The organism is Nocardioides sp., assembly GCF_024509035.1.
In the GTDB taxonomy this organism is placed as follows: Bacteria; Actinomycetota; Actinomycetes; order Propionibacteriales; family Nocardioidaceae; genus Nocardioides.
In genome coordinates, this window is sequence record NZ_JANINT010000380.1 from 1 (window position 1) to 13,196 (window position 13,196).

The following is a 13,196-nucleotide window of genomic DNA, read 5'->3' on the forward strand; positions in this document are numbered from 1 at the left end:
GGCCTGTGGTCGACCTGGGTGAGCACCTCGAGGTCCCCGGCTACACGCCCTCACCACGGCTACGTGAACAAGTGCTGCTGACCCATCCAACCTGTGTGTTCCCCGGCTGCTCGAGACCATCACGGGGCTGCGACCTCGACCACGTCGTGCCCTGGGCCGACGGCGGCCCGACGTGCTCGTGCAACCTCGTGCCCGAATGCCGGTTCCACCATCGCCTGAAGACCCACGGCGGCTGGACCCTCCACCGAGTCGGGCACCGACTGCTCGTGTGGACCAGTCCCCACGGCCGCACCTACACCCGACATACCGACTGACCCGACCCCGCCGGCCACGGCCGACGGGGCCATTCGCATGCGCCGGCACCCGGAGATCGAGCAGCGAGGGCCCCCAGGGCCCGAGCGCCCGTCGAGATCCCCGCAACCCGACCACCACGACGAGATCCGCGGTCACCGCCCTGCATGCCCTGCGGGGGTCTCGACAAGCTCGACCAGCGGCCTTCGCTCGACCAGCGGCCCTCGCTCGAGCAACGGCGCGGCCTGCGGGTCTCGACGAGCTCGATCTCCGGATCAGGTGAGCACGACGAGCTGTTGCGTGGCGCGGGTCATGGCGACGTAGCGGTCGACGGCGCCCTCGATGCCCTCGCCGAAGGTGTCGGGCTCGACGAGCACGACGAGGTCGAACTCCAGGCCCTTGGCGAGCTCGGGGGTCAGCACCCGGACGCGCGGGGAGTCCGGGACGGTCGGGACGCGCTGGGTGGTGATCACGCACGCGATGCCCTCGGCGTGGTCAGCGAGCCACGTCTCCACGACGTCGCCCAGGTCGGACACCGGACCGCGCTGCACCGGCACCCCCGTGCTGCGGACCGAGGTCGGCACGTTGGCGTCGGGGAGCGCGGCGCGGATGACCGGCTCGGCCTCCGCCATCACCTCGGCAGGCGTCCGGTAGTTGATGCTCAGCGAGGCCAGCTCCACGTGCGGCAGCCCCACGCGCGTCAGCCGCTCGACCCACGTCTCGCCGAAGCCGTGCCGGGCCTGGGCCCGGTCGCCGACGATCGTGAGGCTGCGCGAGGGACAGCGCAGCAGCAGCATCTGCCACTCCGCGTCGGTCAGCTCCTGGGCCTCGTCGACGACGATGTGGGCGAACGGTCCGGCCAGCGCGTCCGGGGACGGGCGGGGGAGGACGTCCTGGTCGACCAGCGCCTCCTGCAGGTCGTCGACGCGCAGCATCGACATCACCATCATCTCGGAGTCGTCGGTGGCGACCAGGTGGTCGACGACGTGGTCCATCTCCTCGCGCGCCGCGGCGAGCGCCGCCTCGCGCCGCCGGCGTTGGCGGGAGAGGTCGGGGTCCCCGAGCCGCTGGCGCGCGGCGTCGAGCAGCGGGAGGTCGGACAGCGTCCACGCCTGGGGATCGGAGCGCTGCAGTCGACGTACGTCCTCCGGCTCCAGCCAGGGCGCGCACCGACGCAGGTACGCCGGCACCGACCACAGGTCGCCGACCAGCTCGGTCGCCTCGACGACCGGCCAGGCCCGGGTGAACGCGTCCACCAGGTCGGCGTTGCGGGCCAGCGCGCGCCGCACGTCGTCCTGCGTCACCTCCGCGGCGTCGTGCTGGTCGGCGATGATCGCCACCAGCGCCTCCCACACGTCGTCGCGGGCCTCGTTGTGCGGCGTACCGGGAGCGGGCGCGTCGAACGCCTCGGCCCAGTCCTCCGCGCTCAGCACGACCTCCGCCCACGGGGTCTCCACCAGCATCGGCTCGGTCGGCGCCTCCTCCCACAGCCGCACCGCCGGCTCGATGGCGCGCACCATGTCGGCCGACGCCTTCAGGGCGGCCACCGCGGGGTCGTCCTCGGGCCGAGCGCTCGAACCCTCCGGCACGAGGTCGCGCAGCGTGCAGGTCTGCACGCCCTCCTCGCCGAGGCTGGGCAGCACGTCGGCGACGTAGGCGAGGTAGGGCTCGTGCGGCCCGACGAACAGCACCCCGCCGCGCCGGTGGCCCAGGCGCGGGTCGGCGTAGAGCAGGTACGCCGTGCGGTGCAGCGCGACCACGGTCTTGCCGGTGCCCGGCCCGCCGTCGACGACCAGCGCGCCGCGCGACCCCGCCCGGATGATCGCGTCCTGGTCGGCCTGGATCGTGCCGAGCACGTCGCGCATCCGCGGCGACCGGCTGCTGCCCAGGCTCGCGATGAACGCCGACTGGTCGTCGAGGGCCGCCTCGTGGCCGGCCAGGCCGTCGGGGGTGAAGACCTCGTCCCAGTAGTCCGTGATCCGCCCCGCCACCCAGCGGTAACGCCGCCGGCTGACCAGCCCCATGGGGCGCGCGTGGGTGGCGCCGAAGAACGGCTCGGCGGCCGGAGAGCGCCAGTCGATCAGCAGCCGGCGGCCCGAGCGGTCGGTCAGGCCGAGCCGTCCGACGTACGTCGGCACGGGATCGTCCTGCGCCACCATGTGCCCCAGGCACAGGTCGAGCCCGTAGCGCCGCAGCGTCCGCAGGCGCGTGGTCAACCGGTGCACCTCCAGGTCGCGGTCCATCGCCCCCTGGCCGGTGCCGCCCGCCTGCCGTCGCGTCGCGTCGAGGCGCTCGGTCAGGTCCGCGACGGCCCCCTCGAGCGCCTGTGCGATCGCCGCGAAGTGCTCCTCGTCGCGCTCGACCAGCTCGGGAGCGGCCTTCGCCGCCTGCCGTCCGCCCAGGTCGAAGACGCCCCCCTCGAACAGGCTCTTCGTCATGCCTCTGCCCATCGGTCGATCCCCCCGTCGTGTGGCTCCGGCCGGAGATTCTCCGACCTCCCCGGGGCCTTGCCGCAAGCCCCCCGGTGCGCTATACGTTGGGAGTGGAGAGAGGCGCGCGCCCCTCTCCTTCGTCGTCTCCGGACCTCGCGCGGCGAGCGGGACGTAGGCCTCTACCCGGGTGCCACCGCGGCCACCAGCATGGTGGCGAGGCGGGAGTGGCCGTCTCGGAGGGGTGAGCGCCATGACCACGTGGCAGTCCGCGGACGACCAGGGCCGAGTCGAGATCGCCGAGCCGCCCGAGGGCGTGATCCAGATCCAGCTCGAGGAGGCCGGCTGCCACTCCTGGAGGAGCGCGCTGTTCGGCGCCGTCATCTCCGCGGCCAGCTTCGGACCGGTCTTCAGGTTCGTCGCCGCGGCCCCCGGCGGCAGCCACGCGGAGACCGACCACGCGGGGGTCAGCGTGAACTTCCCGCTGGCGTTCCTCCAGGAGCTCGACGACGACACCCCGGGTGACAAGTGGATCCAGCTCGCGCACCAGCGCCTCGACGAGCTCGACGCGGAGCTCGTCCGCATCGGCTGGCGCCGGCTCCCCGAGCGCGGGGCGCACTGGTGGTCGCTGCGCTACGAGTGGTGAGCGGCCAGCCCCTCGGCGATCTCGGTGAGCGCTGCTGAGAGGTCGACGGTCGGGGTCCAGCCCCAGCCGCGGGCGCGGTCCGCGAGGATCCGACCGGTCCACGCGGGCGCGTCGTCCCAGGTCGCCTCGACGCCCAGCGCAGCGGTGACCGTGCCGTAGTAGTCGCGAGACGTCGCGGGATCGGCTGCCAGGTTGACCGCCGTGCAGTCACCGGTCACCGGTCCGTCCTCCGGCTCGGAGGCGGAGGGGATGCGGCCGGTGGCGAGGTCGGCGAGGAACGCGGCCAGGTCGTCGGCGTGCACCCACGCGAAGGTCTGGCGCGCGGGCACCCGCCGGGCACGCTCGTCGTCGCGGATCGCCGCCGGCCGCAGGGTGTTCCAGACCGACGTCTCGCCGGCCCCGAGGATCGCCGGCGGCCGCACGAGGACCCGCGTCGGCCCGTCGATCCCGGCCAGGGCCAGGTCGGTGTCCCGCTTGGTCACCGCGTAGTCGTTGGCGTCGTCACCGACGAGCGCTGCGGACTCGTCCACGTCGCCGGCCTCGGGGGACCGGTCGTAGACCGCTGCCGTCGAGACGTGCACGAGCCGCTCGACCCCGGCGTCCGCGGCGGCCCGGGCGAACGTCGTGGTCGCCTCGACCCCGGCGCGCCGCTGGGTCTCCAGGTCGCTGCCCATCGGGTGCACGGTCGTCACCGCAGCCGTCGCGCTCGCGCACGCCGCGGACGCGAACGCCGGGTCGCCGAAGTCGCCCACCCGTTCCTCGACCCCGGGCAGCCGGGGCGCGGCGCCGGCGCGACGTACGACGGCACGCACCGTCGCCCCACGCTCGACCAGGGCCGCGCAGACCCGGGACCCCACGAGCCCGTTGGCACCGGTCACGACGACGAGGGGCGCACTCATGCGCCCCACGATGGCACGCGGCGCAAGCAGCTCCCCGGAGTCTGCTCAGATGACGCCGGCGGCCCGTGCGGCGTCGGCGTACGCCGCGGCCAGGGAGTCGACGGTCTCGTGGGCGTTGAGCCCGCTCGGGTTCGGCACGACCCACAGCTCGGCACCCTCGAGCGCCTCGGGCTGCCGGCCGAGCACGGCGCCGCGACGGCCGAACGCCGTGCGGTACGCGGTGATGCCCGCGATCGCCACCACCCGCGGTGACGTGCGCCGGACCGTCTCGACGAGCTCGAGGCCGCCGGCACGCAGCTCCTCGTCGGTGAGCTCGGAGGCGCGGGCCGTCGCCCGGCGCACGATGTTGGTGATGCCGATGCCGCGGGCGCGCAGCCGGTCGCGGTCCTCCTCGGTCATGCCGGCCGACGGGCTGATCGGCTCGGTGATGATGCCGGCCGCCAGCAGCGCGGGGTAGAAGCGGTTGACGGGGTGCGCGAAGTGCGTCTGGGTGGCGGCGGTCCACAGGCCGGGGTTGATGCCGACGAACAGCAGCCGCAGTCCCGGTCCGATGAGGTCGGGCACCTCGGCGTCGCGGTAGGACTCCAGCTCGGCACGGGTGAAGCGGGGCACCCCCGAAGCCTGCCATGGCACGGAACCCCTGCCGGGCGGCTACCGTCCCATGTCCATGCGACGGATCCTCGGTACGACGCTGCTCCTGGCCGCCCTCACCCTGCTCACCGGATGCGGCTCGGACACCCCCGGTGCGGCGCGCGAGCCCGGTGGCGGGCCGGCCTCAGGTCGGCCCTGTGACGACGGTGGAGGGGACTGCTACACCGCGCCGACGCTCGTGTCGGGCACGGCGGCCGGCGGTGAGGTCTCCCGTCGGGCGACGCCGCTGCCGGACGAGGCCGCGGTGACGGCGTACGCCGCGCAGTTCAGCGAGCCGTTCGCGACGAAGCTGACCCGTGCCGCCACGAGGGTCGAGGTCCCGGAGGGCAACACGCTGGTGGCCGCGGTGGTGACGGTCGGCTGCGACGTGCCGCCGGGAGTCGACGTCCGTCGTGCCGGCGGCGGCATCGAGGTCACGGCACAGAAGATCGCGGCACCGCACGAGGAGTGCTTCGCGCCGGTCACGACCGTGGCGTTGGCGCCGGTGCCGGGCCCGGTCGCCGGGTGATCGGTGTGACCTAGCGCGGCGGCGTGTAGGTGACCTCGATGGCGTTGGCGACCCAGCGCTGGAAGCCGTCGGAGGGGTCGTTGAGCACCGCCATGGAGCCCTTGCGGTTCTTGGCGACCATCGTCGAGGAGCCACCGCCGTCGAGGTTGACCGCCTCGTCGGCGCCCAGGTCGATCATCATGTTGGCCAGCTCGACCATCGTGTAGCCGCGGCTGTCGTCCTGGCGACCATCGACGACCAGGAGCAGCACCTCGCCGGTGTCGTCGTCGACGCCGACGGCGGTGCGGGGGTGCATCTCGCGGTCGTCGACGGTTCGGATGATGCCCTCGTGGACGAGGAAGCGGTTGCCGCTGATCGCCATCTGCGGTCGACCGGTCAGCGACCACCGGACCTTGATGCGGGTGCCCTTCGCGAGCTTGCGCAGCACCGTCGCGCCCTCGCCGCGCCCGACGAACAGCAGGCCGTCGATCGGCTTGTCAGCGCTGAGCTTGGCCCGGTTGGTGGCGACCCGACCGTTCACGACGGTCACCGCGCGCACCCGCTCGGTCTGGCCCTGGGTGACGCTGTAACCGGCGGTGCGGCCCCAGGCGCGGGTGTAGATGCCGATCCCGCCGGGGGTGACGAACGGGGAGTTCAGGTTCGTGATGCGCATCCGGGGGTGGTAGAGCACCTTCGCCTGCATGGGCAGGTCGCCGATGCCCGCGCGACCGTGTCGGTTGATGAAGAACGCGTTGTTCCAGCCGTCCTGACGCGCGTGCAGCAGCCCGCGCTGACGGTCCTTGCCGAGGCCGAGCGGCGCGCCGGTGTGGCCGATGTCGTAGAAGTCGCCGTTGACGCCGGCGACCGCTCCGTCGACGGCCAGGATGTCGCGCACCGGCGCCACCCGGCGTACGGCGCCCATGCTCGCGTAGTCGATCTTCAGGCCCGGGGTGCTCGGGTCGATCGTGAGCAGGTGGGCCGTGATCGGACCGCGCGCGTCGGTCTGGCTCCAGCGGGTGAACCTCACCCCGGGAGCGACCTGCCAGCTGACCCGGCTGGTCTGGGTCGGGGCGCGCCGAGCCGTCGCTGGCAGGGGACGCGCGGTCGTCCCCGGCTCACCACCGGAGGTGTGCTGAGGGTGCAGCACGCGGGGGACGTCGGGCCGGTGCCCGTGGCCGCCGCGACTGCTCGTGGGCGTGCCGGTGCCCGGGTCTCCCGCGAGGGCGGGACCCGTGGCCGCGAGCAGGCACGCGACGAGACTGACCGAGAGGAGGCGGGTACGCACCTCTACAAGGCTATGCGGCGCACCTGAGCCAGCTGGGGAGGTGGGGGGCCGTGTCCCGGGAGCGGTGGGTCAGCGGCAGGGCCCGCTGCCGAGGACCGCGAGGCCGGCGAGGTCGCCCGCGGCCAGATGACGCTGACCGGTCGTCTCGGCGTACATCAGCTGGGCCGGGTCGCTCACGTGGCCCAGGCCCAGGACGTGCGCCAGCTCGTGCTCGAGGATCGCGAGCTGGAGCTCGCTGCCACCCGGCTGCGCGCCGATCGCGGCGTACCCGTCGCGGTCGAGGGCCACCATGCCGGTGACGTAGGTGAGCGTGCCGGGGGCGACCGAGCGCGCCTCGGCGCCGCCGACGCCGGCGACGTCGCCCGCGAGCTCGGGGACCTCCTCGGGGGTCGCCCACGCGACGAGCACCGGGGGAGCGGAGCCGAACGGGCGCGCGCGGTCCTCGAACGTCCGGTCGGCGGTGGTGCCCGCGTAGCGGAACCGCAGCCCGCTCGCGCGCTCGAGGTCGTCGACCGCCGTCGCCACCTGGGCGAGGTGCCCGGCCGGTGCGCCGGCCGGGTTCACGACGTAGGCGATCTCGCGGCAGCCGTCCCAGGTGACCGGGCCCAGCCCGTCGGGCTGCAGCATCGCGAAGGAGTAGCCCTCACCACCGGTGTCGGTGATCGTGAACGTCAGGTCCTGGCCCAGTCCGAGCATCGCGCGCAGCCGCTCGCCCGAGGAGGTCGGGTTGAACGCCACCAGCAGCGCGGTCAGCACCAGCGCCAGGAGCAGGGAGGTGTGGGTGCGCAACCGCGGACCGGTCACGGGCGCCGGGCGGCTCCGCTGTCCGGTCCGGCGCCCGGAGCGCTCGAGCCGCTCGAGGTCGAGCAGGAGCCCGCGGATCTCCCGGTCGTGGCGACGCTGGGCCCGGCGGTGCGACCAGCGCTGGGCCCACGTCTGGGCACGGCGCGTCGCCGCGCTCCTCCAGAACACCCCGCCATTGTCGACCGACTCGCCGCCGGAGGCGGGCGTTTCGGGGATCTCGGGCCGGCCGACAGCACTAAGGTCGGCCCGTGGGCGGCCCGTGGAACCTGTTCGTCGAGGGCGACAACCTCGACGTGCTGCCGCAGGTGCCCGGGCTGCTCGGCGGTCCGGTCGACCTCGTCTACATCGATCCGCCCTACAACACCGGCAACGACTTCGCCTATCGCGACGCCTTCCCCGGGCACGAGGCCTGGGTCGCCATGATGCGCCCGCGCCTGGTGGCCGCCCGGGAGGTGCTCGCCGAGACCGGCGCGATCTTCGTGAGCATCGACGACCACGAGGTGGCCCACCTGCGTCTGCTCATGGACGAGGTGTACGGCGAGGACCAGTTCCTCGCCCAGGTCGTGGTGAACCTCAACCCCAAGGGGCGCCAGCTCGGCAAGGGCTTCGCCACGAGCCACGAGTACCTGCTCGTGTATGCCCGCGACGCTCGTCGTACGGTCCTCGACGCGAGCAGCCACGAGACCGTCGACCCCGCCGACTTCCCGCTGGAGAGCCCCGACGGCCGGCGGTTCCGGCACCTGCCGCTGCGCAACACCAACAAGAAGTTCAACCCGGTGACCGCGCGCACGCTGCACTTCACGGTCTGGGGTGACCCCGAGACCGGCCGCGTCGCGACCGCGCCGTTCGCGGGCGCGGTCGAGATCGGACCGGTGTTCGGCGACGGCACGCCCGCGGTGTGGCGGTGGAGCCGGCCGTTGATCGAGCAGCGGCCCGACGACCTGGTCTGCCGCCGGGTGAAGGGCCGGCGCGGAGAGCGGGTCGACGTCTTCCAGAAGGACTGGCTGCACCCGGTCACGACGGACGGCGACCCCGGGGTGCGACGCAAGAAGCTGCGCACGATCTGGCTGGCGGAGGAGGTCGGCTCCACCGACACGGCGGTCGCCGAGCTCAAGGACGTCGTCGGGCACGTCTTCGAGTCCCCGAAGCCCACCGGTCTGGTGCGGCGGATCCTCGGCACGATGCCCGCGGACGCGGTGGTCCTCGACTTCTTCGCCGGCAGCGGCACCACCGGCCACGCCGTGGTGCTGCAGAACCTCGCCGACGGCGGCACCCGCCGCTGCCTGAGCATCAACTCCGCCGAGCCCACGAGAGTGGGCTCCAACGCCCACGCCGCCGGGCTGCTGACGGTCGCCGACATCACCCGAGCCCGGCTGCGGGCAGTCGCCGACACGGTGGGCGGCGGCTTCGAGGAGCTCGCTAGACGCCGGCGGCCTTCTCCATCGCGTTGACCTCGTCGTCGAGGTGGGTGAGCAGCCGCTGGAGGTGCGGGACCGTCCGGCGGCAGCCGATCAGGCCGAAGCCCAGGTTGCCGTCGTACGACGTGCAGGTGATGTTCAGCGCCATGCCGTTGATCGGGATCGAGAGCGGGTAGTTGCCGACGAGCTTCGCGCCGTTCCAGTAGTGCGTGGTGCGCGGGCCCGGGACGTTGCTGATGATCAGGTTGTAGGGCGGCCGCACGATGCCCTGCATCCGCAGCATCGGGGCGACGATCGCGGGAGCCTGACCCAGCGCGCTCATCGCCATGATCTGGGTGGGCGTCATGCTCGAGAGCGCGTCCTTGCCGTCGAGCATCGAGCGGTGGATCGCGGTCAGCCGGTCGGCGGGATCGACGAGGTCGGTGCCCAGCTGGCACATCACCGCGCCGATCGCGTTGCCGCCCTCGACGGAGGCGACCTGCGACTCCTTGGCCTTGAGCCCGATCGGCACCATGGCGACGAGCGGCTTCTCGGGCAGGGCGACCTGCTCGAGCAGGTAGGCGCGCACGGCGCCGCTGCACATCGCCAGGACGACGTCGTTGAGGGTGGTGCCGGTCGCCTTGCCGATGGCCTGGAGCCGCTCGATCGGCCAGTCCTGGGCGGCGAACCGGCGCGAGCCGGTGATCTTCTGGTTGAAGATCGTGCGCGGGGCGTGCAGCGAGATCGCCGAGGTCTCGTTGCGGACCCCCTTGGTGATCGTGCGCACCAGCGCCCCGGGCATGCCTGCGGCCTCGGCGGCGATGCCCAGGCCCTGCTGGAGCGCCTGGCGCAGCACCTGCGCGGGCAGCTCGGCCAGGCTGACGCCGTTCGTGCCCGAGGTGTCGGTCGGCTGCGGGTCACGGGTGCGGGCGTCCCACGGTGCCGGCATCCCGCGCCGCGTCGGGTCGGTCGTGAGCACGCCTTGGAGCAGGCGCATCGCCGAGATGCCGTCGACCAGGGCGTGGTGGGTCTTGGTGTAGAGCGCCACCCGGCCATCGCGCAGACCCTCGATGACGTGCGCCTCCCACAACGGCCGCTCTCGGGCCAGGCGGGTGCTGTGCAGGCGGCCGGCCAGGTCGAGCAGCTCGCGGACCCGACCCGGTCGGGGGAGCGCGGAGTGGCGCACGTGGTGCTCGATGTCGAACTGCTCGTCCTCGACCCAGACGAGCTGTCCGGCGGTCGTCACCGACCGGTGCGGCCGCTTGCCGAACAGCGGTGCCACCTCGGCGACGTCGCTCATCGCCTCGTACATCTGGCGGCCGTAGTCGCGCCCGGCGCCCTCGGGCTTCTCGAAGAGCTGGAGGCCGCCGACGTGCATCGGCATGCTGCGGTTCTCGGCGAGCAGGAACGCCGTCGCCGTCGGATCGATCGGTGAGACCACGAGTCCCCCACTTCCTCGTCGCACTTCGTGGCGTCCGACTATGACCGCTCGTGACAGCCGCCACAAGGGCGGTCTCATCCGGGCGTCAGTGATGTCCCTTGCCGTGTCCCTTGCCGTGCGCCTTGCCGTGCCCCTTGCCGTGCGCCTTGCCGTGCCCCTTGCCGGGAGGGGGGCCGCGTCTGGCCCTGCCGTGGCCCTTGCCGGGCTTGACCGCCGGGCCGGGGTCGCCGGCGACCGGGTCGGAGCTGGGGGCTGCGGCGGGTTCCGGCGCGTCGGGTCCCACCCACAGCGTGACCTGGGCGGCGCTGCCGGCGTACGGACCGGGGTCGGGGGACTGGTCGATCACCTCGCCCGGCCGACCGTCGGGAGCGTCCTTCACGGCCACGTCGAAGCCGGCGCGGTGCAGCACGCGGGTGGCCCGTTCGAGCTGCAGTCCGGTGACCGTGGGCACGACCAGCTCGGACGCTCCGGCCGGTGGCACGTCGCGCCGCTGCAGGGCCAGGAGCCCGAGGCTGCCGGCCAGCACGACCGCGGCGGCGACGACCGCGAGCAGACGGCGCCGGTCCCAGCCGTGCTGAGGGTGGGGGACCCGAGGGGCCGGCGCGGCCATCGGAGGGAGCACGGGTCCGGGGCGGCACGCGGTCGCGGAGCGCTCGGCCACCTCGGCCGCGGTCGGTCGGGCGGCCGGGTCGCGGTCGAGCATCGAGGCGATCAAGCGGCGCAACGGCGCCGGCACCGACTCCGGCAGCTCGGGCGGGTCCTCGTGCAGACGAGCCAGCACGGTGGCGGCCTGCGTGTCGCGATGGAACGGGGAGCTGGCGCTCAGGCACTGGTGGGCGACCACGCCGAGGCCGAACACGTCGGAGGCCGACGTGGCCCGCTGGCCCTGCACCTGCTCGGGGCTCAGGTAGTCGGCACTGCCGATGATCAGCCCGGTCTCGGTGAGCGGCTCCATCGTGTCGGAGCGGGCGACGCCGAAGTCCACGAGCACGGCCCGGCCCTCGGGCGTGACCAGGATGTTCGAGGGCTTCAGGTCGCGGTGCACGACGCCAGCAGCATGGGCGGCGTCGAGAGCGCGGGCCACGTCGCCCACGAGGGCGGCCGCCCGGGCGGGCGGCATCGCGCCGCCCTCGCGCAGCAGGTGCGAGAGCGGTGTCCCCTCGACGTACTGCATGACGACGTACGGCGACGTCCCGTCGGGACTCGGCTCCTCGCCGTAGTCGAAGACCTGGACGACACCCGGGTGCCGGACGGTGCCGGCCAGCCGCGCCTCCACGCGCAGCCGGGCGCGGGTCACCTCGTCGACATCGCGACCCTGGTGCAGCATCTTGACCGCCACCGGGCGGTCCAGCCGGGTGTCGTGCGCTCGGTAGACGGCCCCCATGCCGCCCGCTCCGATCCGCTCGGCCAGCCGGTACCGGCCGCCGAGGTAGTCCCCTGCATCCACGAGCGGTCCGTACCCATCGCCTCGCCATGTGAACCTCCCGGAGTGCTCGGGCCGTGCTCGCCGCCGGGGTCCTTGCCAGGGTCGCGGGGCTCCACGGGTGACCAGGTCGTCGCGGAGCGGCTGCCGGCTCTCGGTCGACAGCGCCGGACGCGGCGCGATGCGCTCGCTCGCGGCGGGCTGCGCCTGCACCACGATCACGGTGACGCTCGCGCGCTGATCGGCCCGCCCATCGTCCACAGGACGGCGTGCGGCGGGGTTCTCCCCAGGGCATCGGCGACGCGGCCGGGACCGTCCGTCCGCGCTCCTAGCGTCACTCGTACGTCGGACCCGCCGGCGTCACGAGCCCGTTCGGGAGCTGCCCATGAAGACCACTGCCCTCCTCTCCGCCGTCGCCGCGATCGCGTTCGCCTGCGGGGGTTTCGCAGCCGCGGCCGTCGCGGCCGTCGACGAGCCGCCCGGCGACACGATCGTCGACGTGACGGGTGACGCCGCCAACGGCTTCGAGATCGCGTACTACGACGGCACCGGCGCCTACCCGCCCACCGACTCCGAGGCCGCCGCCGAGTGCTCCGAGTACGACACCCGCGTGGCCCGCGTCCGGTGCCGCACCGAGGTCCGCACGTGGTACCGCGACCTCGCCGACCTCCAGCAGGCCCTGGACTACGCCCACACGCAGTGACCGGGCGCGAGTCGGCGCGTCTGCTGGCGTGACGGGGATCGAGTCGGCGCGTCTGCAGGCGTGAAAGGATCGCGGTCATGGAGCCGGGGCCGCTCGACCGGATGTGGGACCGGGGCCGCACGTCGGCCCGGGCCCGGGTCCGGCGGTGGCAGTCGAAGACCTGGCAGATCGGTCAGTGCGCCATCGCCGCGGCCGTCGCCTGGCTGGTCGCCGCGGACCTGCTGGGTCACCCGACGCCGTTCTTCGCCCCGGTGGCGGCGGTCGTCGCGCTCGGGACCTCCTACGGTCAGCGGCTGCGCCGGGTCCTCGAGGTCACCGTCGGGGTCGCCGTGGGCGTCTTCCTCGCCGACCTCCTCGTCGTGGGTCTGGGATCGGGGTGGTGGCAGATCGGCCTGATCGTCGCGCTCGCGATGTCGTCCGCGTTCCTGCTCGACGGCGGCCAGCTGTTCGTGACCCAGGCGGCGGTGCAGTCGATCGTGGTCGCCTCGCTGGTGCCCGACCCGGGCGCGGCGTTCACCCGGTGGACCGACGCCGTGGTCGGCGGCGTGGTCGCCCTGGTCGCGGCCACCGTCGTGCCGGCGGCGCCGTTGCGACGCCCGCGCGAGCAAGCCGCAGTGGTCATGCGCAAGACCGCGGCGCTGCTGCGCGCAGCGGGAGAGGTGATGACCGACGGCGAGGCCGACCGCGCGATGGCGCTGCTGGCCGACGCCCGCTCCACCGACTACCTGATCCGCGAGCTC

At 73.7% G+C, this 13,196-nt stretch carries 13 protein-coding genes; 6 read left to right on the top strand and 7 right to left on the bottom strand.

The features are described from left to right. Positions 1-314 (top strand): HNH endonuclease signature motif containing protein (locus Q0L15_RS21755; protein WP_296606890.1); only part of this gene is annotated, 314 nt, incomplete at its 5' end. Positions 315-566: 252 nt separating this feature from the next. Here the strand turns inward: Q0L15_RS21755 and helR are convergent. Then, positions 567-2,729 (bottom strand): RNA polymerase recycling motor ATPase HelR, encoded by a 2,163-nt coding sequence (helR, locus tag Q0L15_RS21760; RefSeq protein WP_296606892.1) that lies wholly within the window; start codon positions 2,727-2,729, stop codon positions 567-569. Positions 2,730-2,973: 244 nt separating this feature from the next. On the opposite strand from helR, the gene Q0L15_RS21765 reads away from it, so the two are divergent. Continuing rightward, the gene (locus Q0L15_RS21765) at positions 2,974-3,366 is read left to right on the top strand and encodes a hypothetical protein (RefSeq protein ID WP_296606894.1); all 393 of its coding nucleotides are present in this window, start codon (positions 2,974-2,976) and stop codon (positions 3,364-3,366) included. Here the strand turns inward: Q0L15_RS21765 and Q0L15_RS21770 are convergent. Together Q0L15_RS21770 and Q0L15_RS21775 are read right to left on the bottom strand one after the other, a co-directional pair. After that, positions 3,354-4,265 (bottom strand): NAD(P)-dependent oxidoreductase, encoded by a 912-nt coding sequence (locus Q0L15_RS21770; protein WP_296606896.1) that lies wholly within the window; start codon positions 4,263-4,265, stop codon positions 3,354-3,356. The two genes, Q0L15_RS21765 and Q0L15_RS21770, sit on opposite strands and share 13 nt — an antisense overlap. A 45-nt stretch (positions 4,266-4,310) precedes the next feature. Beyond that, positions 4,311-4,877: a mismatch-specific DNA-glycosylase gene (locus Q0L15_RS21775; protein WP_296606897.1), complete on the bottom strand. Its 567-nt coding sequence runs from the start codon at positions 4,875-4,877 to the stop codon at positions 4,311-4,313. Between the two features lie 55 nt (positions 4,878-4,932). On the opposite strand from Q0L15_RS21775, the gene Q0L15_RS21780 reads away from it, so the two are divergent. Then, the gene (locus Q0L15_RS21780; protein WP_296606899.1) at positions 4,933-5,424 is read left to right on the top strand and encodes a hypothetical protein; all 492 of its coding nucleotides are present in this window, start codon (positions 4,933-4,935) and stop codon (positions 5,422-5,424) included. A 10-nt stretch (positions 5,425-5,434) separates the two neighbouring features. On the opposite strand, the gene Q0L15_RS21785 is transcribed toward Q0L15_RS21780, so the two are convergent. Both Q0L15_RS21785 and Q0L15_RS21790 read right to left on the bottom strand, forming a co-directional pair. Then, positions 5,435-6,688, bottom strand: a complete 1,254-nt coding sequence (locus tag Q0L15_RS21785; protein WP_296606901.1) for a phosphodiester glycosidase family protein — start codon at positions 6,686-6,688, stop codon at positions 5,435-5,437. 69 nt (positions 6,689-6,757) lie between these two features. Beyond that, positions 6,758-7,660, bottom strand: coding sequence for a matrixin family metalloprotease (locus Q0L15_RS21790; RefSeq protein ID WP_296606903.1), 903 nt, complete (start codon positions 7,658-7,660; stop codon positions 6,758-6,760). 80 nt (positions 7,661-7,740) lie between these two features. Between Q0L15_RS21790 and Q0L15_RS21795 the strand changes: the two genes are divergently transcribed. Next, positions 7,741-8,943, top strand: a complete 1,203-nt coding sequence (locus tag Q0L15_RS21795; protein WP_296606905.1) for a site-specific DNA-methyltransferase — start codon at positions 7,741-7,743, stop codon at positions 8,941-8,943. On the opposite strand, the gene Q0L15_RS21800 is transcribed toward Q0L15_RS21795, so the two are convergent. Both Q0L15_RS21800 and Q0L15_RS21805 read right to left on the bottom strand, forming a co-directional pair. Continuing rightward, on the bottom strand, positions 8,912-10,330 hold the full coding sequence (locus tag Q0L15_RS21800; RefSeq protein ID WP_296606907.1) for a wax ester/triacylglycerol synthase family O-acyltransferase: 1,419 nt from the start codon (positions 10,328-10,330) through the stop codon (positions 8,912-8,914). The two genes, Q0L15_RS21795 and Q0L15_RS21800, sit on opposite strands and share 32 nt — an antisense overlap. A gap of 85 nt (positions 10,331-10,415) precedes the next feature. After that, positions 10,416-11,777: a serine/threonine protein kinase gene (locus Q0L15_RS21805; RefSeq protein WP_296606909.1), complete on the bottom strand. Its 1,362-nt coding sequence runs from the start codon at positions 11,775-11,777 to the stop codon at positions 10,416-10,418. Positions 11,778-12,138: 361 nt separating this feature from the next. Here Q0L15_RS21805 and Q0L15_RS21810 point away from each other — a divergent pair, with 361 nt between their 5' ends. Then, complete coding sequence (locus tag Q0L15_RS21810) at positions 12,139-12,456, top strand: hypothetical protein (protein WP_296606910.1); 318 nt, start codon at positions 12,139-12,141, stop codon at positions 12,454-12,456. A gap of 77 nt (positions 12,457-12,533) precedes the next feature. After that, positions 12,534-13,196, top strand: a 663-nt coding sequence (locus tag Q0L15_RS21815) for an FUSC family protein (protein WP_296606912.1), incomplete at its 3' end; no start/stop codon positions are given.